Source organism: Mycobacterium sp. ACS4331, assembly GCF_001667265.1.
Classification (GTDB): Bacteria; Actinomycetota; Actinomycetes; order Mycobacteriales; family Mycobacteriaceae; genus Mycobacterium.
This window is the reverse complement of the sequence record NZ_LZHW01000058.1, coordinates 12,306-31,550: the sequence shown is the minus strand read 5'-3', so window position 1 is coordinate 31,550 and position 19,245 is coordinate 12,306. Positions and strand designations below refer to the sequence as shown.

The window sequence follows — 19,245 nt, the reverse complement described above, 5'->3', positions numbered from 1 at the left end:
GGCCGCGAGATCAACAGCCCTCATTGCAATCCCGCGATGCGATACCTGATCAGTCCCCGAAGGAGGGCCAGGGCCAGACCGAGTCGTCGGAATCCGAACCCGAACCCGATCGCGAGCCGGAATGGGACCCGGAGCCCGAATCACTGCCCGGCCACTGCTGAGACGGTGGGTCGTAGTCGGGCACCTGCTGCCGCGGAGCCTGAGGCACCTGCGGGGTCTGTGGGTACTGCGGGTACTGAGGAACCTGTGGGACCTGCGGAACCTGCGGGACCGGCACCTGGGGCACCGGCGGACGCTGCGGCTGCGGCTTGGACGGCCACTGCGGCCACTGCTGCTTCGGCGGCTCCCAGTCGTCGTTGTCACGCTGCGGCGGATCCCACGGCGGCCGGAAGATCGGCGGCAGCTGGGGCCGGGGCAGCACGATCACCGGCGGCGGAATGATCGGCGCGACGACGGGCGGCGCGACGACCGGTGCGGGCGCGGGCACGGGCGCTGCCGGGGCAGGTGCGGGCGGCGCGGCCGGGACGGGCGCCGGAGCAGCCGGAGCCGGGGCGGCGGGCGCCGGAGCCTCGACGAACACCGTGCGCGGAGCCTGCGGCTGCGGCGCCTCCTGCACGACGGGCCTGGGCGCGGGGATGGTCTCGGGCGGCGGCGCGGGTGCCGGCGCCTTCGGCGTGACGGCCGCCGCGGGCGGCTGGGTCGGCACGATCATGTTCTCGCCGGGGACCGGCCGCTCGTCGACGGTGGGCCGGATGCTGACCGCCAGCGAGATCACCAGTGCGGCCACGCCGATCACGAAGATCGACGTCACGGCACTGCCCACCAGCAGGAAGGGCTTGCGCTCGGTGGGAACCTGCGGTTCTGCGGCCGGTTCGGCCAGGCCGGTCAGCTCCGGCTCGTCGATGACCTCGCTGTAGGCCAGGCCCGGGGCCGAGGCCATGTATCCGATTCCGGCGACCTGTGTCGCGTCGGCGTCCGCGGTGGCATTGGCGTACGCCAGGCCCACCGTCGTCGCCTCGAACTGCGGTGCGCTCGCGCTGGCGAGGGCGGCGCCGCGGGCCAGGGCGAGCTCGGCCTCCTCGGGCGCGATGACGGGCAGCGACGTGGCCGATTCGAGTTGGAGTTTGATCGCGGCGACGCTGATGCCCGAGCCCACGACGAACACGCCCTGCGGCGGGGCGTCGAGCGTTTCCAGGCCGGCGACCATGGCCGTCAGTTCGGAGACGGCGTCCTGCGCGTGCAGATCCTGACTCTGCACCCGCACGATCGAGCCGTCGGCCGTGTCGACCACGGACACCGTGGCGGTGTCGCGTTCGAGGAACATCAATGCGGTGCGGTCATATCCGACGGCGCGGCCGGCGGCCTGCGCCAGCGCGCCTGCGGCATGCAGCTCGGAGACGAGCATGACGCCGTCGATCTTGTGTGCGGCCAGAGCGTCTCGCAGCGCGGCGGCCTCGTCGTGATCACGCCATGTCACGCCCGTCGAGACCAACCGGTGGCCGCCCTCGGCAGCGCTCTCCCGGGTGCCCAGAATCGCGGTCACGACCTGCTCTGAGGCCGTTGCCGCCGTCTCGTCCGAACCCACGCTGAAGGTGTCGTGATCAACGGTCAAGCCGTCGGCTTTTTCGCCTTCGACCAGCACCATGCGGACCGACGTTGGTGTCATCGACACACCAAGTACGATGTCCACTGCCCCTCCAAGTCTGTTTGCTGCGCATCCAGTTCACGTTCCCGGGCACGCTTGCCGTCCATGCAGTCAACTAAGAACTTCATCGACGCTTCCACCTGCGGTGTTACATGGGCGTCCGCTGTGAAGTCCCGCGTGTCCGCATTACCGTGGGCCCCCCGCGGCCCGGTAGCTGTCAGCCTACCCGCGGTCAGGAGGACTGGACGAAGTTCTGATACGACTTCGACGGTGTCGGGCCGCGCTGGCCCTGGTACTTGGAGCCGACCTTGTCGCTGCCGTACGGATGCTCGGCGGGACTGGTCAGACGCAGCAGACACAACTGCCCGATCTTCATGCCGGGCCACAGTGTGATCGGCAGGTTGGCGACGTTCGACAGTTCGAGTGTGATGTGGCCGCTGAAGCCGGGATCGATGAATCCCGCGGTCGAGTGGGTCAGCAGGCCCAGGCGGCCCAGCGACGACTTGCCCTCCAGGCGGCCGGCCAGATCGTCGGGCAGGCTGCACACCTCCAGCGTGGAGCCCAGCACGAACTCGCCGGGGTGCAGCACGAAGGGTTCACCCTCGTCGGGTTCGACCAGGGTGGTCAGGTCGTCCTGGCGTTTGGCCGGGTCGATGTGGGTGTAGCGGGTGTTGTTGAACACCCGGAACAGGCTGTCGAGCCGGACGTCGACGCTGGAGGGCTGGACCAGGGAGTCATCGAACGGATCGATGCTCAGTCGTCCCGCAGCCAGTTCAGCCCTGATATCCCGATCGGAGAGCAGCACCCGACGAGACTATCCGGCCCGCACCCGCGGGGAACGGCGCACCGCGCCGCAGACCAGGGTTACCCCGCAGGACCGGCGGCCGGGTTGCTATCCTTCGTCGGCAAGCATGCCGGTGTAGTTCAATGGCAGAACATCAGCTTCCCAAGCTGAATACGCGGGTTCGATTCCCGTCACCGGCTCCACGAAACCGCACTCTGAGCGCGGCGCGCCCTGGCTCCACGGCTCGCCCCAGGCCTCAACTCCACAGCGTCACATGCACTTTCGGCCGGAACCGGCTGACGCCGACACCACTTCCCCGGATCATCGCCTGCGTACACCGCGGCGTGGTGATGAACCGCAGCAGCTCGGAGACGGCCGGCTGACGCGCTGAGGCGGGAAGCGTGGTGGCGAACCACTCGCCGCCGACCTGCAGGCCCGGCCCCTTGAGGTGCGCCAGCCGTCCACCGGCGAGATCCTTGGCCACCGCGAACCCGATCGTCGGCGTCACCCCACCGACGCGGCGAACCTCCTCCAGCGCGGCCGCATCGCTCTGGAAGATGCGCTGACGCTCTTCGGGCACCGCCAGTGCCCGAAGCATGGCGGCGATCTCGCCGTCGACGCTGCCGCCGGACGGGCCCAGCAGCCACGACTGCTCCCGCAGCAGCGACGGTGAACATCCGTGCTGAACCAGCGGGCTGTCCGGGGTGGTCACCGTGATGATCTGGTACTTCAGGAACGCGCGCGCCACCAGGGTCGGGTCCGAAGGGGCGGCCGCAGGCCCCAGCGCGATGTCCACGGCGCGTGAGGCGATGAGGTGTCCGAACTGGCTGGCTGGATGCACGCTCAGTTCGACAGACAGGTCGTCGGCGCGGGACGAGAACAGCTCGATGAGCCCAGGCGCGGCGTGTTCGGCGAATGCGCTCGACGCCGCGATGCGCAGCATCCTGCGACCGTGCGCGGCCTCGGTCACCTCGATGGCCGTCTGCTGTTGCAGGCCCAGGATCTCGATGGCGCGACTGGCCAGGCGCAGCCCGCCCGGTGTGAACGCGAGCCCGGCCCCGGTCCGCGTGAACAGCGGGTCGTCGAGTTCCTTGCGCAGTTGGGCCACGTGCATCGACACCCCCGCATCGGACACACCGAGCTCCTCGGCAGCGGCCCGGACCGAGCCGAGCCGAACCACCGCGGAGAAGGCGCGCAGCTGCGCGGGTGTCACGTGCGCGAGCGTAGCCGCACCGGCTCTGCCTGACCTGGGAAAACGGCAAATCCCTCCTGCGAGTTAAGTGATCGCTGAACCAGCCGTTGACGCCCCCGACGATCAGGTGTGAGGTGGCTCACATGCAGGTTCCGGGGCCATTCGAGTACGAACGCGCGACCAGCGTCGACCACGCGGTCGGTCTGCTGGACAGGTTGGGAGAGGACGCCAGAATCGTCGCCGGCGGGCACAGCCTGCTGCCGATGATGAAACTGCGCATCGCCAACCCCGAATATCTCGTTGACATCAACGACCTCGCGGTCGAGTTGGGGTACGTCATCACCGATCCGACGCTGGTGCGGATCGGCGCGATGGCTCGGCACCGGCAGGTCCTGGAGTCCGACCCCCTGGCCGCGGTCTGCCCGATCTTCCGTGACGCCGAGCGGGTGATCGCCGATCCCGTGGTGCGCAACCGCGGCACCCTCGGCGGTTCGCTGTGCCAGGCCGACCCCGCCGAGGATCTCACCACGGTGTGCGGGGTCCTGGACGCGGTGTGCGTGGCGCGCGGACCGGGCGGGGAACGCGAGATACCCATCGACGACTTCCTGCTCGGACCGTACGAGACCGCACTGGCGCACAACGAGATGCTGATCGAGGTCCGCATCCCGGTGCGGCACCGCACCTCCAGTGCCTACGCGAAAGTCGAACGGCGAGTCGGTGACTGGGCCGTGACGGCGGCCGGCGCCCAGGTGACCCTGGACAACGACGCCATCGCCGCGGCGCGGGTGGGCCTGACAGCGGTCAACCCGGATCCCGAGGGACTGCGCGCGCTGGCCCGCGATCTGGTCGGCAGACCCGCCACCGAGGAGACCTTCACAGAAGCCGGCGAACGCGCCGCGCAGGCCTGCGATCCCGTCAGCGACACACGCGGCAGCGCCGACTACAAACGCCACCTCGCAAAGGAACTCACCATCCGCACACTGCGCACCGCGGTGGAACGCGTGCGCAGTGCCCCAGCCCCGGAAGGGAACTGAATATGCAGGTCTCCATGACCGTCAACGGCGAGGCCGTCACCGCCGACGTCGAACCGCGAATGCTGCTGGTGCACTTCCTGCGTGACCAGTTGGGACTGACCGGCACCCACTGGGGTTGCGACACCTCCAACTGCGGCACCTGTGTCGTCGAGGTCGACGGCGAACCGGTGAAGTCCTGCACGATGCTCGCCGCGATGGCCTCCGGCCACGACATCGGCACCGTCGAGGGCATGGAGGTCGACGGCAGGCTGGACCCGGTCCAGGAGGGGTTCATGCAGTGCCACGGTCTGCAGTGCGGATTCTGCACCCCCGGAATGATGATCACCGCCCGGGCGCTGCTTCAGCGCAACCCCGATCCCACCGAAGACGAGATCCGCGAGGCGATTTCGGGCCAGATCTGCCGATGCACGGGTTACACCACGATCGTGCGCTCAGTGCAGTGGGCCGCACGGCACGCCCGGGAGGAGGCGAAGGCATGACGACGCTGGAGAACCCCGTCGAGCGCCCCGAGGACACCGCCGTCAACGACGCGAAACCCTGCGGCCACGGCCGCATGCTGCGCAAGGAGGATCCCCGGTTCATCCGTGGCCGCGGCACCTACGTCGACGACGTCACACTGCCCGGCATGCTGCACCTGGCGATCCTGCGCTCGCCCTACGCCCACGCCAAGATCGTCAGCATCGACACCTCTGCGGCACAGGCACATCCGAAGGTCAAGGCCGTGGTCACCGGCGCCGACCTCGCCGACAAGGGCCTGGCATGGATGCCGACCCTGTCCAACGACGTGCAGGCGGTGCTGGCCACCGACAAGGTGCGGTTCCAGGGGCAGGAGGTCGCGTTCGTCGTCGCCGAGGACCGGTATTCGGCGCGTGACGCGCTGGAGCTCATCGACGTCGACTACGAACCCCTGGACCCGGTGATCGACGCGCGGCACGCACTCGACGCCGACGCCCCGGTGATCCGCACCGACCTGGACGGCAAGACCGACAACCACTGCTTCGACTGGGAGACCGGCGATGCCGCGGCCACCGAGGCCGTCTTCGCCACGGCCGACGTGATCGTCAAGCAGGAGATGGTGTATCCGCGGGTGCACCCGGCACCGATGGAGACCTGCGGTGCGGTGGCCGATCTGGACCCGGTGACCGGAAAGCTGACGCTGTGGTCCACCACGCAGGCCCCGCACGCCCACCGCACGCTGTACGCGCTGGTGGCGGGTCTGCCCGAACACAAGATCCGGGTGATCTCCCCCGACATCGGCGGCGGTTTCGGCAACAAGGTGCCCATCTACCCCGGTTATGTGTGCGCGATCGTCGGGTCGCTGCTGCTGGGCAAGCCGGTCAAGTGGATGGAGGACCGCAGCGAAAACCTCACCAGCACAGGCTTTGCCCGTGACTACATCATGGTCGGTGAGATCGCCGCGACCAACGACGGCAAGATCCTCGCGATCCGGTCCAACGTGCTGGCCGACCACGGCGCCTTCAACGGCACCGCCGCGCCGGTCAAGTACCCCGCCGGCTTCTTCGGGGTGTTCACCGGCAGCTACGACATCGAGGCCGCTTACTGCCACATGACCGCGGTGTACACCAACAAGGCTCCCGGCGGGGTCGCCTACGCGTGCTCGTTCCGCATCACGGAGGCGGTGTACTTCGTCGAGCGTCTCGTGGACTGCCTGGCCTATGAGCTCAAGATGGACCCGGCGCAGCTGAGGCTGCGAAACCTGTTGAAAGCCGAGCAGTTTCCGTATCACTCCAAGACCGGCTGGGTGTACGACTCAGGGGACTACGAGAAGACGATGCGGCTGGCGATGGAGATGATCGACTACGACGGCCTGCGCGCCGAGCAGGCCGAGAAGCGCCAGCGCGGTGAACTGATGGGCATCGGCATGGCGTTCTTCACCGAGGCCGTCGGCGCCGGTCCGCGCAAGGACATGGACATCCTGGGCCTGGGCATGGCCGACGGGTGTGAGTTGCGCGTGCATCCGACCGGCAAGGCCGTGGTGCGACTGTCGGTGCAGAGCCAGGGCCAGGGGCACGAGACCACGTTCGCGCAGATCGTCGCCGAGGAGCTCGGCATCCCGCCCGACGACATCGACGTGGTGCACGGCGACACCGATCAGACCCCGTTCGGCCTCGGCACCTACGGAAGCCGCTCCACCCCGGTGTCCGGCGCGGCCGCGGCACTGGTGGCCCGCAAGGTGCGGGACAAGGCGAAGATCATCGCCGCGGGCATGCTCGAGGCCTCGATCGCGGACCTCGAGTGGGACAAGGGCAGCTTCCACGTCAAGGGTGACCCGTCGGCGTCGGTCACCATCGCCGACATCGCGATGCGGGCCCACGGCGCCGGAGACCTGCCCGACGGCCTGGAGGGCGGGCTCGACGCCCAGATCTGTTACAACCCGTCCAATCTCACCTACCCGTACGGCGCGTACTTCTGCGTCGTCGACATCGATCCCGGCACCGCCGTGGTGAAGGTCCGCCGCTTCCTCGCGGTCGACGACTGCGGCACCCGGATCAACCCGATGATCATCGAGGGGCAGATCCACGGCGGTCTGGTCGACGGGATCGGGATGGCGCTGATGGAGATGATCGCCTTCGACGAGGACGGCAACTGTCTGGGCGGATCGCTGATGGACTACCTGATCCCGACGGCGATGGAGGTCCCGCACTTCGAGACCGGCCACACCGTCACCCCGTCGCCGCACCACCCGATCGGCGCCAAGGGCATCGGAGAGTCGGCCACCGTGGGGTCACCGCCGGCCGTCGTCAACGCGGTCGTGGATGCGTTGGCGCCGTTCGGAGTTCGGCATGCGGACATGCCGCTCACCCCGTCGCGGGTGTGGGAGGCCATGCAGGGCCGGGCCACACCACCGATCTGATGGAGGCGCAATGACCCACACCACCCCGGCGAGGCTGCACGACAGACTGGCGGAGCTGCGGAAGGCACGCACACCGTTCGTGCATGCCACGGTGGTGCGCGCCCAGCAGCCCACGTCGGCGCACCCGGGCGACGAGGCGATCCTGCTGGCCGACGGCACCATCGAGGGGTTCGTCGGCGGGCACTGCGCCCAGAACTCGGTCCGCAAGGCCGCGCTGGGGGCGCTGCAGGTCGGTGAGAGCGTGCTGCTGCGGGTCCTGCCCGACGGCGACGTGGACTTCCCGGAGACCCCCGGCGCGTGTGTCGTGGTCAACCCGTGCCTGTCCGGGGGTGCACTGGAGATCTTCCTCGACCCGCAGGTTCCCGCGCCGCTCGTGGGGGTCTTCGGTGGGTCGCCGATCGCCGAGGCCCTCGTGGAGGTGGGCGCGCTGCTCGGCCATGACATCAGACGCCTCGACGGTCCCGATCCGGCGGCCCTCGACGGTGCCACCGCCCTGGTCATCGCGAGCCTCGGTGGCCCGGAAGCGGATCTGATTCGCGCGGCGCTGGACGCGGGTGTCGGCTACGTCGGCCTGGTCGCCAGCCGCAGCCGTGGCGCATCGGTCCTGGACAGTCTCACCCTGACCGACGCCGAACGGGCCAGGGTGCACACTCCGGCCGGCCTCGACATCGGGGCCCGCACCCCTGCCGAGATCGCGGTGTCGATCGCCGCAGAGGTGATCGCCACCGTCCGCGGCGTGGCCCATGCCCGCTGACTCAGGGCAGGCGGTGTTCAGCGACGTCGACGACGTGGTCCGGCGATTCGACGCCCACGACTACCTGCTCGACGAGGGCACCGCCACAGCGATCCACCTGGCGGCGAGCCTGGGACGCCCGCTGCTGCTGGAGGGGGAACCCGGCGTCGGTAAGACCATGGCCGCCAAAACCCTTGCCGCCGTGCTGGACACACCCCTGATCCGGCTGCAGTGCTACGAGGGCCTGACGGCCAGCGAGGCCCTGTACGACTGGAACTACCAGCGTCAGCTGCTGTCGATCCGCGTGGCTGAGGCCGGCGGCGAGCGGATCGACGAGGCCGCCCTGTACACCGAGAGCTACCTGATCGACCGACCCATCCTGCAGTGCGTGCGCCACCGCGGCCCGACTCGGCCCGTGCTGCTGGTCGACGAGATCGACCGCGCCGACGACGAATTCGAGGCGCTGCTGCTCGAATTCCTCGGCGAGGCGGCGGTGACGGTGCCCGAGCTGGGCACCTTCGTCGCCGACCGGCCACCGATCGTGGTGCTGACCTCCAACCGGAGTCGCGATCTTCACGACGCGTTGCGTCGGCGCTGTCTGTACCATTGGATCGAATACCCGCAGCGCGAGCAGGCGGTCGCGATCGTGCGGCGGACGGTGCCCGGGGCCACGGATGCCCTGATCGAGCGGGCGGTCCAATTCGTCCGTGATGCACGGGAACTCGATCTGGACAAACCCCCCGGCGTGGCTGAGGCCATCGACTGGGTGGCGGCGTTGGTGGCGCTGCGGGTCGGCGACCTGGTGGACCCCGCCGCGCTGGGCACCCTCGGCGCACTGGCCAAGACCCCCGACGACAGCGCACTGCTGCGTGATGCCCTGATGGATCAACAGGAGTTGAAAGAGAGCGCCCTATGAAGATCGCGAACGAGTTCAGCGTCAGCGTGCCGATCGAGGACGCCTGGAATCTGCTCACCGACCTCGACCAGGTGGTGCCGCTGATGCCGGGCGCGACACTGACCGGGCACGACGGCGAGGACGTTCTGGGCGCGGTCAAGGTGAAGGTCGGCCCGGTGACCAGTGAGTTCAACGGCAGGGTGCATTTCGTCGAGCAGGACCGGGACACGTTTCGCGCCGTCATCGACGCCAAGGGCAAGGAGGCACGCGGCACCGGAAACGCCGCCGCGACCGTCACCGCCCAACTGCATGAGGCCGGCGCGTCGACCCGCGTGACCGTCGACACCGACCTCAAGGTCGTCGGCAAGCTCGCACAGTTCGGCAGTGGCATGTTGCAGCAGGTGTCCGAGAAGCTGCTGGGTCAGTTCGTGGAATCGCTGGAGGCCAGACTCGCCAGCGACAGGGCCGCCGATACGGCTGGCGGCACCGCAGGTGTAACGGCCCCGCCCGCGACACCGGAGAAACCGGCGGAGACGGCGCCGCCAGCCGAACCGATCGACCTGCTCGACCTCGCGGGCGGGGCCGCACTCAAGAAGTACGGCCTGCCGGTGGCCGTCGCATTTCTGGTCGCGGCGCTGGTGTTCACGCTCGGCCGACTGCGTATGGCCCGCAACGCCGTTCGGAGATGACAACACCGCTGCTGTTGCGCGGCGTCGACCTGGCGGCGTTCGCCGTCGCCCTGGTGGATCGGCTGCGCACGGCCGGGGTGGCGGTGTCGGGTGTCGGAGCGTCGTCCCTGGTGCACGCGATGCATGTGCTCGAACCGGCGTACCGGTCGCAGCTCTACTGGGCCGCCCGGCTGACGCTGGTGAGCCGGGCTGAGGATCTGCCCGCATTCGACACGGTCTTCGGCGCGGTGTTCTCCGACGCTGTGCTGGGCCTCGACCCGCCGAGTCGCGAACGCGGCCAGGTGCCGCGCGGCATCCCCGGAGAGCAGCACGCCGGCGGCGCCGAGAGCAGCCAGACGGACACCGGGCTGCCCTGGACGACCCGACCGGCGTCTGTCACCGCGGCGTCCCACCCACCGACGGGCAGCGCGATACCCGACCTGGCGCCGAGTTGGCTCGCGGCCCGCACCGACGAATCCTTCGACCAGTTCGACGCCGACGACCTGCGTCGTCTCGGCGCCTGGCTGCAGAGCACCGAGGCGCGCTGGCCGCAGCGGCGCACGCTGCGCCGCCGGCGGCACCCGTCGGGCCGTCACATCGATCTGCGCGAGACCATCCGGGCGTCCCGTGCCACCGGGTGGGAACCACTGCGGCTCGCTCGGACGCGGCGCCGGACACGGCCGCGGCGTGTGGTCCTGGTCTGCGATGTCAGCGGGTCGATGCAGCCGTACGCGGTGGTGTATCTGCACCTCATGCGGGCCGCGGTGCTGGGTCGACGCAGCCGCGGCGGCGCCCATCCTGAGGTGTTCGCATTCGCCACGACACTGACCCGGCTGACGGCGGCCCTGTCGCACCGGTCGGCCGAGGTCGCGCTGGCCCGGGCGAATGCGCGAGTGCACGACCGGTACGGCGGGACCCGGCTGGGGCGGTCGATCGCGGAGCTGTTGTCCGGCCACAACGGCAGTCTGCTGCGCGGCGCCGTCGTGGTGATCGCCTCGGACGGCTGGGACTCCGACCCCGCCGACGTGGTGCACCACGCGATGAGCCGGGTGCGGCGTCGCGCCCACCGCGTGATCTGGCTCAACCCGCGCGCGGCGGCACCCGGCTACACACCGCAGGCCGGGGCGATGGCCGCGGCGTTGCCGTTCTGCGACCACTTCCTGCCCGCGCACACACTCACCGAGCTCGGGGACCTGTTCGACGTGCTCGACGAGGCCGCGACATCCAGGCAGGTCACGTCGATACCGCGAGCAGGGACCGGGATGCACAGGGAAATCCAAGACCCGTCCTGTGCGATCGGTGCCAGAATGTCTGAGTGAACGATTCATGCGTTCGCTACGCACGAAACGGGGACGTGCGACTGGCCTACCGGGTTGTGGGTGACGGTGACCCGACGGTCGTGTGGGTTCCGGGTTGGGTCAGCAATGTGGATCTGCTGGACGAAGCGCAGTCCCCGTTCGCCCCGTTCTTCGAGCAGCTCGCGGACCACACGCGGTTCATCGCGTGGGACAAGCGCGGCACGGGTTCGTCGGACCCGGTGACGCATGTTCCGCCACTGGACGAGCGGATGGACGACCTTCGTGCCGTGATGGACGCCGCGGGCGCCGAGCGGCCCGCAATGTTCGGGATGTCCGAGGGCGGACCGATGAGCATCCTGTTCGCGGCGACCTTCCCCGAACGGGTCCGGTCGCTGGTGTTGTACGGCACCCTCCCGCGATTCACTCCCGACGGCCCCGACTACCCCTGGGGGTTCACACCGGAAATGCTGGCCGAACACCGCAATGAGATTGAAAGCTCTTGGGGTGAAGGCGCATTGGCTGAGCTGTTCTTCGGCGCCATCGCTGAGGTGCCCGGCTTCCTCGACTACTACGGACGTATCCAACGGCTCTCCGCAAGCCCGATGATGGCGCTGATGCTGTGGGATTCCCTGGTGAACATCGACGTGCGGGATGTGCTGTCCTCCATTCGCGTCCCCACCCTCGTCTTGGCTCGCAGGGGTGACCCGATCAACAGTCCGGAGGCCGGACTCGAACTGGCGAACGGCATTCCGGATGCCGAGTTCCTGGAACTTCCGCCGGGGCCGCACGGCCTGCTCGACGACGAATTGGCCTCGGCCGTGCTGGACTTCGCCTGCGGCACCCAATCCGACATCCCCACGGAACGGAAGCTGTCGGCGGTGCTGTTCACCGACATCGTCGGCTCCACCGCGCTGCTGAACTCCCACGGTGACGCGCACTGGCGCCACGAACTCGATCTTCATGACAGGTTGGTGGATCGGCTGGTGATTCGGTACGGGGGCCAGCGCGCCAAGCACACCGGCGACGGAGTGTTCGCGCTCTTCGACGGACCCACCAAGGCCGCTCGGTGTGCGCTCGAACTGGTGCCGGCCCTGGCGGCACGCGGGATCCATCTCCGGGCCGGGGTCCACATCGGCGAATGCGAGCGTCGTGGTGACGACTGGAGCGGTATGGCGGTCCACGTCGGCGCCCGGATCGGCGCGCTGGCCGGCCCCGATGAGGTGTTCACCAGTCGCACGGTGCGCGATCTGTCGGCGGGTTCAGGACTGCGGTTCCAGAGCGTCGGGTCGCATCAACTCAAGGGCCTCGTTGATGAGACGGAGGTCTTCCGAGTCTTCGCGCGCTGACTCAGATCCCGGCGCAGAGCGACACGAACGGGATCGGCGCGCAGATGCCCACCGAGAAGTACGGCGTGATGTCACCGTTCCACGCGGGCGGCGGAGGCGGTGGCGGTGGTGGGAGCGGCGCGGCGACGCAGGTGTTGGTCGGCGCGTCGTAGACGGTTCCCGGCCCACACTCGGCAGCACTGCTCGTCGCCGGTGCAATCAGAGTCACGAACGCCATCGGCAGGACGGCCGCCGCCGTGGCGGTTCCCCAGCGTTGAATTATCCGTGTCATCGCAGGCCCCCCGCTGTTTCACGGCTCTGCTCTGACCTGAATTTACGCCTCTGTCTGCCGCCGGGGAACAGCTTCCCCAGATCTCTGATCCACCGCTATCCGGCGGCCTTCAACCGCGCGATGATCCCGTCAAGATCGATGCGGAACATCTCGGGCCGGAACACATGGCCGCCCGGTACTTCATGGGATTCATTCGGGATGCCCGCCGCGCGGAGGCGGTCGCGGAACTCGCGCTGACCGGCGAGCACCTGCGTCTCGTTGACGCTGTCGAACCAGTTCAGCGGGTCCGGACTGGTGCCTGCGACCAGGAAGATCCGCTTGTTTCGGTAGCTTTCGATCCGCTCGACGGGGTTGTCGGCGCTGACTCTGGCCTGATCCCACTGCGGGGCGCCGTAAACGGTTCCGCCGGCCAGATCCAGGACCGCCGAGGTGATGTTGGCCCAGTGCACCACCAAACCGAAGTCACGACGCAGACTCGCCGGACCGGAGTGGCTGCTCACCGACGCGAAATGGCCGAAGTATTTGGCGGCGTACTTCAGCGCACCGAACCCGCCCATCGAGAACCCGCCCACCGCACGTCCGTCGTACTCCGGGTACACCCGGAAGTTCGCCTCGATCCAGGGCAGAAGCTGGGCGATGTGAAAGGTCTCCCAGTTGCGCGGCCCGACGAAGGAGGCCACCGGGTTGGAGTACCAGCCCGCATGCCCGCCGTCGGGCATCACCACGATGATCGGTTTCCCCGCCGTCAGGCCGCGGATCCCCAAGAAGTCGAACTGCCGGAAGTCCTCGTTTCCGCCGTGGAACATGTAGAGGACGGGGTAGCGGCGTCCGCTGGTGCGGTAGTCGTCGGGCAGCAGCACGTTGACGCCCGGGTTCCAGCCGATCGCCGCGGTCTGAAAGCGGTAATACCAGAGCCGAGCGTCGTTCTCGTTGCGGTCCACGATGCGCAGGCCGAACCCGTCGCTGCGACCGATGAAGATCACCAGCATCTGCCCGACGTCGATGACGGACGGATCGGCGATGCCGTTGACTTCGGCGATCAGGGGGTGGAACGCGGCGTCGCCGTAGTAGCGGACGGCCAGTCCCGACAACGTGTCGCCCGCGACGACCCGGTGCCGGATGATGTCGGGGATGATGAGCCGTTGTCCCACGGTGATCCGGTCGGACTCGGAGATGCCACTGGCACCGGCGATCAGCCAATCCAGTTCCGCATCGCGGTAGAACCGCGACGCCAACCCCGACAAGGTGTCCCCGGCCACGACCGTGTACCTCGTGAAGTCGGGCATGACGAGTCGCTGCCCCACATTGATGACGTTCGGGTTGGTGACGCCACTGGCGGTGGCGATCAGGCGGTACAACTCCGCGTCGCCGTAGAAGCGCAGCGCCAGCGCGGACAGCGTCTCCCCTGCGGCAACCGTGTGTGTTCTGACCATCGCCCACTCCCCCTGTTGCGAGTTCGAGTCTATCCTTCGACAGACCCCGTCGGGAGCGGAATACCTTTCCAGTCAGTTGATTTCGCCACCATTGTATGGGCGCGAGTACTCTCGAAGACGGTGGTTCGCCCAGCCCGTTCGGCACCGGCGAAAGGATGCCCCATGCCTGCGATCCGCGCGTGGACCGGCGATCCGATCTGGATCGCGGACGTGCTGCGCGCCGAGGGCCTGCGGGTCGTCGAGTACCCGGGTTGGCGCGACCGCGGCCACGGCGACTTCAAGGACATCCGCGGAGTCATGGTGCACCACACCGGATCGGACAACGCCAGTGCCACCTCCATCGCCATCGGCAGACCCGACCTTCCCGGGCCGTTGTCGCAGCTGCACCTCGCGCGCGACGGGACGGTGACGGTCGTCGCGGTCGGTGTCGCCTGGCACGCGGGGGTCGGCATGTATCCGTGGCTGCCGACCAACATGGGCAACTGGCACATGATCGGCATCGAATGCGCCAACAGCGGCACCAGTCCCACCGCACCGCACCGCGCCAACTGGCCCGACGCACAGTACGAAGCTCTGGTGCGCTGTTGCGCTGCCCTGAACCGCCGAATGGCGCAGACCTCCGCCCGTACGATCGGTCACAAGGAGTATGCCGGTCGCGCACAGGGCAAATGGGATCCGGGGGCCATCAACATGGACATTCTCCGCGCCGACATCGCGGCTCGGATCGGCAGTGTTCCCAACCCTGCGCCCACACCGAGACCGCCGGTGCCGGTGGGAGAGTACGCGCACATCCTGCTCTTCCGGGGTTCCGAGGGACCGCAGGTGGCAGAGCTCCAGCGCCACCTCAAGTACGGTTATTCCGCGTACGCCGGGAATCTCGTGGTCGACGGCGTCTACGGACCGCAGACCGAGGCCGCTGTGCGGGAGTTTCAGCGGCGGACAAGGGGATTGAAGGTCGATGGCATCGTCGGCCCAGCCACCGCCGCGGCCCTGAACCTGACTGTGGTGCCGCCCGTGTAGGGCTCAGGCGTGGTCCGCTTGAGAAGCTCACATGCCGAGAACCGGAGCAGCTTGGGATTCGCCTCCCCCTCCCCGATGTGATCTCAGTGCAGGGAAGGCACTGCGGGCCCACAGGACTTCGCAGAGGAATCACGCCGTGCAGAACAGGGCCGCCTGCTGGGCTGTGGCAACATGTCCCCCGCCCGGCGGTCCGGGCATTGAAGGAAAGGCGAGAGAATTGTCCGGACACGGCACATCGGCACGCGGTGTGGCCGCATCGCTGGGTGCGTCGGCGTTGTTCGGTGTGGTCTTCTACCTCTCCGGCGTCATCGACGCCTCGTCAGAGGTCGTCTTCGCCAGCCGGGTCGTGGTCACGTTCGCCTGTTATGCGATCCTGCTGCTGCATCCGGCCGCGCGGACGGCCCTGGCGGCGTATTGGACGGCGCTGATGTCCCTGCGATGGAGATACGGCCTGCTCCTCGTGCTGGCGCTGCTCGTGGGCCTGCAGCTCTGGCTCTTCGTCTGGGCCCCGCTGCACGGTCATGCCCTCGGCGTCTCGCTGGGGTACCTGTTGCTGCCGATCACGCTGGTCCTCGCGGGCCGGTTCGCGTTGTCGGCCCACGTCACCCCCGCACAGTGGGTGGCTGTGGCGATCGCCGGCACCGCGGTGGCCTACCAGATCGGCCTCTCGCCGTTCCTGTCGTGGACCACGTTCGCGGTCTGCCTCGGTTACCCCGTCTACTTCGTCCTGCGTCAGCGGACAGGCCTCGACGGGCCCGCGGCGTTCGGGGTGGAGATGGCGGTCCTGACGCCGTTGGCCATCCTGCTGATCGCGCTCGCGGACGTCTCCGGGATGACATCCTCCGACTACGCGGGGATCGCGGCCATCGCCTTCGCGGGGGCAGTGGCCATGGCCCTCTATCTTGGCGCCTCGCAGCTGTTGAGCCTGCCGGTGTTCGGCCTGCTCGCATACAGCGAACCGGTCCTTCTGGTGTTGGTCGCGATAGTCCTGGGCGAACGGATTGAATCACCCGACCTCGTGGTCTACGCGCTGCTGGCAGTCGCTCTGGTGGTCCTGGCGGCCGATGGGTATCGCGCCGCGATCAGGCCTCGAGACGTGCGCGCACGGCGGCCAGTCGCCGCTGAAGTTCCGCCTCAGTGATGACGCCGCGCGCCAGCAGGGAGTGCGCCAGCGACACCAGTTGGTTCTCCGGATAGGGCAGCTCGGCGTAGACGGTCGCCGACAGGGCGTCCTCCTCGTCGCGGCGTTCCTTGAAGTTCGGGACGGGCGCATCACAGGACGCGTGATCTAGGGCGTCGCACAGGCCGTCCAGACTGGTCTTCCACGGCGGGACGGGATTCTCGACGCCGTACTTGGCCGCCATCTTCGGCCACACCTGCTGGCCGTCGACGATCCGGCGAAGGGTCTCGCTCTGCATCTCGGTCACCTCAACTCCGTCCCTCAGTCGCTGACGGGATGCACGGCGGGGCGGGTGTCGGTGATGACATTGGTGGTGACACCGGGCTTGGGCAGCGCGACGCCGATGAGGCAGTCCCGGGTGATGATCTCGGTCAGCTGGTCCTCGGTCCAGCCGTCGGTGCCCTCCGGACGCACCGGCATCACCATGTAGCGGTGCTTCTGATTGGAGTCCTGAACCCTCACCTCGACGTCGTCGGTCAGGTAGAGACCGAACTCCGAGAGCACCTGACGGGGCCAACGGACAAGGCGGCGACGGTAATTCGGGGTGCGGTACCACTCCGGAGAGTTGCCCAGGATCGGCCGCGGATAGCACGAGCACAGCGCACACACGATCACGTGATGCCGGGTCGGGGTGTCCTCAAGGATCTGGAACGCGGTGAAATCGCTTGGCGTGCCGAACCCGGTGGGTTCGAGCCAGTCGACGCCGACCTCCTTGCTGGCGGTCATCGGCTCGGCCAGCGCCAGCTGCTTGAAGTCCGGATCGAGCCAGGCCCTGGCCACCAGGCGGGCCGCGGGTGTCGGTCCGATCTGCTCGGCGAACTCGGTGAACCGGCGATGCTCCTCGGCTGTGAATATCCCCTTCTCGATGCACAATTCGCGCAGCGCGATCTCGAGCACCTCGAAGTCGGTGACTTCGTCGACCATGGGCTTGACGGTGCGTTCATGGTCATGGTCATGGTCATGTGTTGTCATGCGCGTTCGTCTTCTCAGTCGGCGGCTTGGAGCCAGTGTTCAGGGATCTCGGTGCGGAGACTGTCCGTGGCGGGACCTTTGAAGCCATCCCACAGTTCAGCCATGCTGAACTTCACGATGTAGAACCATTCGGCCTTGGCGTCCGGAATGTCCCATGTCTCGTCTTCGGGAGCCGGACTCTCGTAGGCGACCGAGTCGATCACCCCGTGGGCCCCGCGGGCGTAGGCCGGCGTACGCGTGTAGAACAGCACCGGCAGTTCACGCACCACCACAGGGTCACCGACCGAGAACTTCGGCGTACCCGCGGTACCGGCGTACACCTGCGGATCCCCCTTGCCCGCCGCGTGCACGATGTGCCTGTTCCGCTGCACCCCGGCGCCGTCGCCCTCGGACTTCGGCTGCGCCTGCAGCTGTCGTCCGGCCAGTCCGCCCTCGTATCGCCCCTGGACTTCGGCCATGCGTTCGCTGAGTTCGGTGAGGCCGATCAGGTGTTTGTCGATCAGCACACGCGCGACGGACAGCAGCCACCGCCCGTAGTACGGAAAGCCCAGATAGACCGCCCGCCCCACGTCCACGTTGCACATTCGTCGGCGTTCCTCCGACAACCAGATGCCGCGCCAGCCAAGGACTTCGCACATCACGTACGTCATGTGCTCCCAGTACTCGTAGTCCTTGTTCTCGTATTTCATCGGGGCGCAGGGCTCGCCGCCGACGTCGTGGACGGGCTTCATGTAGGCGACGAAGCGGGGGTGGTCGAGCAGGTCCGGCGGCGGTGCGTCCGGGAGTTCGGGATAGGAGGATTTCAGGCGCGCGACAAGGTTCAGTTGAACGGCGCGAGAGTGTGAATCGCTCATGGGATGCCCCATCGGTTGGCGATCTGCGGAAGAGTCAGGAGCCCCCAACTCCTTCTCTAAGCTAACAGTGCACACCCGCCACGAGGCGCGGTTTCAGGGACAATTCAGTGACGGTCAAGATCTGGTGCGCTGCCGTCAATCACCGGCGAGGAGGACCCCGTGGCACGCGAGATTCAGGTGACCTTCGACTGTGCCGACCCGGCGGCGCTGGCGGCCTTCTGGGCCACCGCGCTCGACTACCGGGTCCAGCTGACCGATCCCGAAGGCAACGAGTTCTGCCTCGACTGATGCGTCAGCGCAGATAGACCTCGGACCCCGTGGGGTACCCGCCACCCTTGGTGGTGATGTGCACGTGGTCGTAGTGGCCCAGGCCGCTGGCTCGTGAGCCGCCCGGCGTGTAGTAGACATCCCGCCAGATCGCGTCCTGCAGGTCGAAATGGTCGGCGTTCTTGAGCGCGAAGGCGACGATCTCGTTGCCCAGCGCGATGCCCTGGGCGCTTCCCGGGTTGGGGATCATCACGTCGATGGCCAAGCCGTTGGGGTGCCAGCGCAGCGCATCGGGGCGCACACCGCCGATGTTGTGGATCTCCGGGAAGGCCGCGCTCACGGCACGCGCCACGAGGATGGTCTTGATCTGGAGGCCACTCTCCGGCGCGACGCCCGCGGGCAGCACCCTGAGGTCCTGACGGCTGTAGCCGCGCGAACTCGAGGCCTCGATGGTGTATCCGGGTGTTCCGCCATCCGCTGCGCCCGCGGCGACCGCCCAGTCGACAGTGCCCGGCGCGGAGGCCACGATCTCCATGCAGCAGGGGCCGGAGGCCTGGGGAGCCGCATGCGCGGTCTCCTTGGCCACCGGATAACCGTCGCTGCCCGCCGCCAGCAACGCCGCGGCGGGGACAGCGAGCGCAGCCAAAATCACCGGCGATCGCGAAGACTTCGAACGCCGGCGCACTAGTTCATGCCGACCCACAAGAGAGCACTTTACGTCTTAGTTGTCGGTTCGTTGCAACTTTGTGATCTTTGCGCGGCGCTGAGATGGTGGCCA

Annotated in this window: 19 protein-coding genes, 1 tRNA gene and 1 pseudogene; 12 read left to right on the top strand and 9 right to left on the bottom strand. The window is 68.1% G+C overall.

Features of this window, described 5'->3' with window-relative positions:
- Positions 1-49: 49 nt before the first annotated feature.
- Both A5727_RS28385 and dcd read right to left on the bottom strand, forming a co-directional pair.
- On the bottom strand, positions 50-1,690 hold the full coding sequence (locus A5727_RS28385) for a DUF7159 family protein (RefSeq protein ID WP_068250115.1): 1,641 nt from the start codon (positions 1,688-1,690) through the stop codon (positions 50-52).
- A 187-nt stretch (positions 1,691-1,877) separates the two neighbouring features.
- A complete protein-coding gene (dcd, locus tag A5727_RS14080) occupies positions 1,878-2,450 on the bottom strand; it encodes a dCTP deaminase (RefSeq protein WP_068250112.1) in 573 nt (190 codons plus the stop codon).
- A gap of 108 nt (positions 2,451-2,558) precedes the next feature.
- Between dcd and A5727_RS14075 the strand changes: the two genes are divergently transcribed.
- Positions 2,559-2,632, top strand: a tRNA-Gly gene (locus A5727_RS14075).
- Between the two features lie 53 nt (positions 2,633-2,685).
- Here A5727_RS14075 and A5727_RS14070 read toward each other — a convergent pair.
- Entirely contained in the window at positions 2,686-3,642 is a 957-nt protein-coding gene (locus A5727_RS14070; RefSeq protein WP_068250109.1) for a LysR family transcriptional regulator, read from the bottom strand.
- A gap of 122 nt (positions 3,643-3,764) precedes the next feature.
- Here A5727_RS14070 and A5727_RS14065 point away from each other — a divergent pair, with 122 nt between their 5' ends.
- The 8 genes from A5727_RS14065 to A5727_RS14030 are packed head-to-tail and all read left to right on the top strand — an operon-like array spanning position 3,765 to position 12,470.
- Complete coding sequence (locus A5727_RS14065) at positions 3,765-4,655, top strand: FAD binding domain-containing protein (protein WP_068250106.1); 891 nt, start codon at positions 3,765-3,767, stop codon at positions 4,653-4,655.
- A 2-nt stretch (positions 4,656-4,657) separates the two neighbouring features.
- On the top strand, positions 4,658-5,134 hold the full coding sequence (locus A5727_RS14060; RefSeq protein ID WP_068250102.1) for a (2Fe-2S)-binding protein: 477 nt from the start codon (positions 4,658-4,660) through the stop codon (positions 5,132-5,134).
- Entirely contained in the window at positions 5,131-7,530 is a 2,400-nt protein-coding gene (locus tag A5727_RS14055; RefSeq protein ID WP_068250099.1) for an aerobic carbon-monoxide dehydrogenase large subunit, read from the top strand. The genes A5727_RS14060 and A5727_RS14055 overlap by 4 nt, the downstream gene beginning before the upstream one ends.
- 10 nt (positions 7,531-7,540) lie before the next feature.
- Positions 7,541-8,284 (top strand): XdhC family protein, encoded by a 744-nt coding sequence (locus A5727_RS14050; RefSeq protein WP_068250094.1) that lies wholly within the window; start codon positions 7,541-7,543, stop codon positions 8,282-8,284.
- The gene (locus tag A5727_RS14045) at positions 8,274-9,179 is read left to right on the top strand and encodes an AAA family ATPase (RefSeq protein WP_068250090.1); all 906 of its coding nucleotides are present in this window, start codon (positions 8,274-8,276) and stop codon (positions 9,177-9,179) included. The genes A5727_RS14050 and A5727_RS14045 overlap by 11 nt, the downstream gene beginning before the upstream one ends.
- Complete coding sequence (locus tag A5727_RS14040; RefSeq protein WP_068250087.1) at positions 9,176-9,847, top strand: SRPBCC family protein; 672 nt, start codon at positions 9,176-9,178, stop codon at positions 9,845-9,847. The genes A5727_RS14045 and A5727_RS14040 overlap by 4 nt, the downstream gene beginning before the upstream one ends.
- Positions 9,844-11,145, top strand: coding sequence for a vWA domain-containing protein (locus A5727_RS14035; RefSeq protein ID WP_082949803.1), 1,302 nt, complete (start codon positions 9,844-9,846; stop codon positions 11,143-11,145). The genes A5727_RS14040 and A5727_RS14035 overlap by 4 nt, the downstream gene beginning before the upstream one ends.
- Positions 11,142-12,470, top strand: a complete 1,329-nt coding sequence (locus tag A5727_RS14030; protein ID WP_068250084.1) for an adenylate/guanylate cyclase domain-containing protein — start codon at positions 11,142-11,144, stop codon at positions 12,468-12,470. The genes A5727_RS14035 and A5727_RS14030 overlap by 4 nt, the downstream gene beginning before the upstream one ends.
- A gap of 1 nt (position 12,471) precedes the next feature.
- On the opposite strand, the gene A5727_RS14025 is transcribed toward A5727_RS14030, so the two are convergent.
- The gene (locus A5727_RS14025; RefSeq protein WP_068250082.1) at positions 12,472-12,741 is read right to left on the bottom strand and encodes a hypothetical protein; all 270 of its coding nucleotides are present in this window, start codon (positions 12,739-12,741) and stop codon (positions 12,472-12,474) included.
- Between the two features lie 95 nt (positions 12,742-12,836).
- Positions 12,837-14,174 carry an alpha/beta hydrolase-fold protein gene (locus tag A5727_RS14020; RefSeq protein WP_068250079.1) on the bottom strand — a complete coding sequence of 446 codons (1,338 nt, stop codon included), beginning with the start codon at positions 14,172-14,174 and terminating at the stop codon, positions 12,837-12,839.
- Between the two features lie 162 nt (positions 14,175-14,336).
- Here A5727_RS14020 and A5727_RS14015 point away from each other — a divergent pair, with 162 nt between their 5' ends.
- Together A5727_RS14015 and A5727_RS14010 are read left to right on the top strand one after the other, a co-directional pair.
- Positions 14,337-15,194, top strand: a complete 858-nt coding sequence (locus A5727_RS14015) for a peptidoglycan recognition protein family protein (RefSeq protein ID WP_068250076.1) — start codon at positions 14,337-14,339, stop codon at positions 15,192-15,194.
- A 247-nt stretch (positions 15,195-15,441) separates the two neighbouring features.
- Positions 15,442-16,335: an EamA family transporter gene (locus tag A5727_RS14010; RefSeq protein WP_231992072.1), complete on the top strand. Its 894-nt coding sequence runs from the start codon at positions 15,442-15,444 to the stop codon at positions 16,333-16,335.
- Here A5727_RS14010 and A5727_RS14005 read toward each other — a convergent pair.
- Genes A5727_RS14005 through A5727_RS13995 form a run of 3 tightly spaced genes read right to left on the bottom strand, consistent with a single transcriptional unit; the run spans position 16,277 to position 18,200 of the window.
- Positions 16,277-16,612: a thiocyanate hydrolase gene (locus A5727_RS14005; protein WP_068250177.1), complete on the bottom strand. Its 336-nt coding sequence runs from the start codon at positions 16,610-16,612 to the stop codon at positions 16,277-16,279. The two genes, A5727_RS14010 and A5727_RS14005, sit on opposite strands and share 59 nt — an antisense overlap.
- 23 nt (positions 16,613-16,635) lie before the next feature.
- The gene (gene scnC / locus A5727_RS14000) at positions 16,636-17,346 is read right to left on the bottom strand and encodes a thiocyanate hydrolase subunit gamma (protein WP_068250070.1); all 711 of its coding nucleotides are present in this window, start codon (positions 17,344-17,346) and stop codon (positions 16,636-16,638) included.
- A gap of 14 nt (positions 17,347-17,360) precedes the next feature.
- Positions 17,361-18,200 carry an SH3-like domain-containing protein gene (locus tag A5727_RS13995; protein WP_068250067.1) on the bottom strand — a complete coding sequence of 280 codons (840 nt, stop codon included), beginning with the start codon at positions 18,198-18,200 and terminating at the stop codon, positions 17,361-17,363.
- 159 nt (positions 18,201-18,359) lie between these two features.
- Between A5727_RS13995 and A5727_RS27495 the strand changes: the two are divergent.
- Positions 18,360-18,461 (top strand): annotated as a pseudogene (locus A5727_RS27495) (VOC family protein); the annotation flags it as partial.
- A 31-nt stretch (positions 18,462-18,492) separates the two neighbouring features.
- Here the strand turns inward: A5727_RS27495 and A5727_RS13990 are convergent.
- Positions 18,493-19,170 carry a VldE C-terminal domain-containing protein gene (locus A5727_RS13990; RefSeq protein ID WP_068250065.1) on the bottom strand — a complete coding sequence of 226 codons (678 nt, stop codon included), beginning with the start codon at positions 19,168-19,170 and terminating at the stop codon, positions 18,493-18,495.
- Positions 19,171-19,245 lie beyond the last annotated feature (75 nt).

Excerpts from the sequence above, each read along its gene's own strand:
- A5727_RS14025 (WP_068250082.1), bottom strand. The coding sequence starts at position 12,741 with ATGACACGGATAATTCAACGCTGGGGAACCGCCACGGCGGCGGCCGTC.
- A5727_RS14065 (WP_068250106.1), top strand. The coding sequence starts at position 3,765 with ATGCAGGTTCCGGGGCCATTCGAGTACGAACGCGCGACCAGCGTCGAC.
- A5727_RS14045 (WP_068250090.1), top strand. The coding sequence starts at position 8,274 with ATGCCCGCTGACTCAGGGCAGGCGGTGTTCAGCGACGTCGACGACGTG.
- A5727_RS14015 (WP_068250076.1), top strand. The coding sequence starts at position 14,337 with ATGCCTGCGATCCGCGCGTGGACCGGCGATCCGATCTGGATCGCGGAC.
- A5727_RS14005 (WP_068250177.1), bottom strand. The coding sequence starts at position 16,612 with ATGCAGAGCGAGACCCTTCGCCGGATCGTCGACGGCCAGCAGGTGTGG.
- A5727_RS13995 (WP_068250067.1), bottom strand. The coding sequence starts at position 18,200 with ATGAGCGATTCACACTCTCGCGCCGTTCAACTGAACCTTGTCGCGCGC.
- A5727_RS14050 (WP_068250094.1), top strand. The coding sequence starts at position 7,541 with ATGACCCACACCACCCCGGCGAGGCTGCACGACAGACTGGCGGAGCTG.
- scnC (WP_068250070.1), bottom strand. The coding sequence starts at position 17,346 with ATGACAACACATGACCATGACCATGACCATGAACGCACCGTCAAGCCC.
- A5727_RS14035 (WP_082949803.1), top strand. The coding sequence starts at position 9,844 with ATGACAACACCGCTGCTGTTGCGCGGCGTCGACCTGGCGGCGTTCGCC.
- A5727_RS14060 (WP_068250102.1), top strand. The coding sequence starts at position 4,658 with ATGCAGGTCTCCATGACCGTCAACGGCGAGGCCGTCACCGCCGACGTC.
- A5727_RS14040 (WP_068250087.1), top strand. The coding sequence starts at position 9,176 with ATGAAGATCGCGAACGAGTTCAGCGTCAGCGTGCCGATCGAGGACGCC.
- A5727_RS14055 (WP_068250099.1), top strand. The coding sequence starts at position 5,131 with ATGACGACGCTGGAGAACCCCGTCGAGCGCCCCGAGGACACCGCCGTC.
- A5727_RS14020 (WP_068250079.1), bottom strand. The coding sequence starts at position 14,174 with ATGGTCAGAACACACACGGTTGCCGCAGGGGAGACGCTGTCCGCGCTG.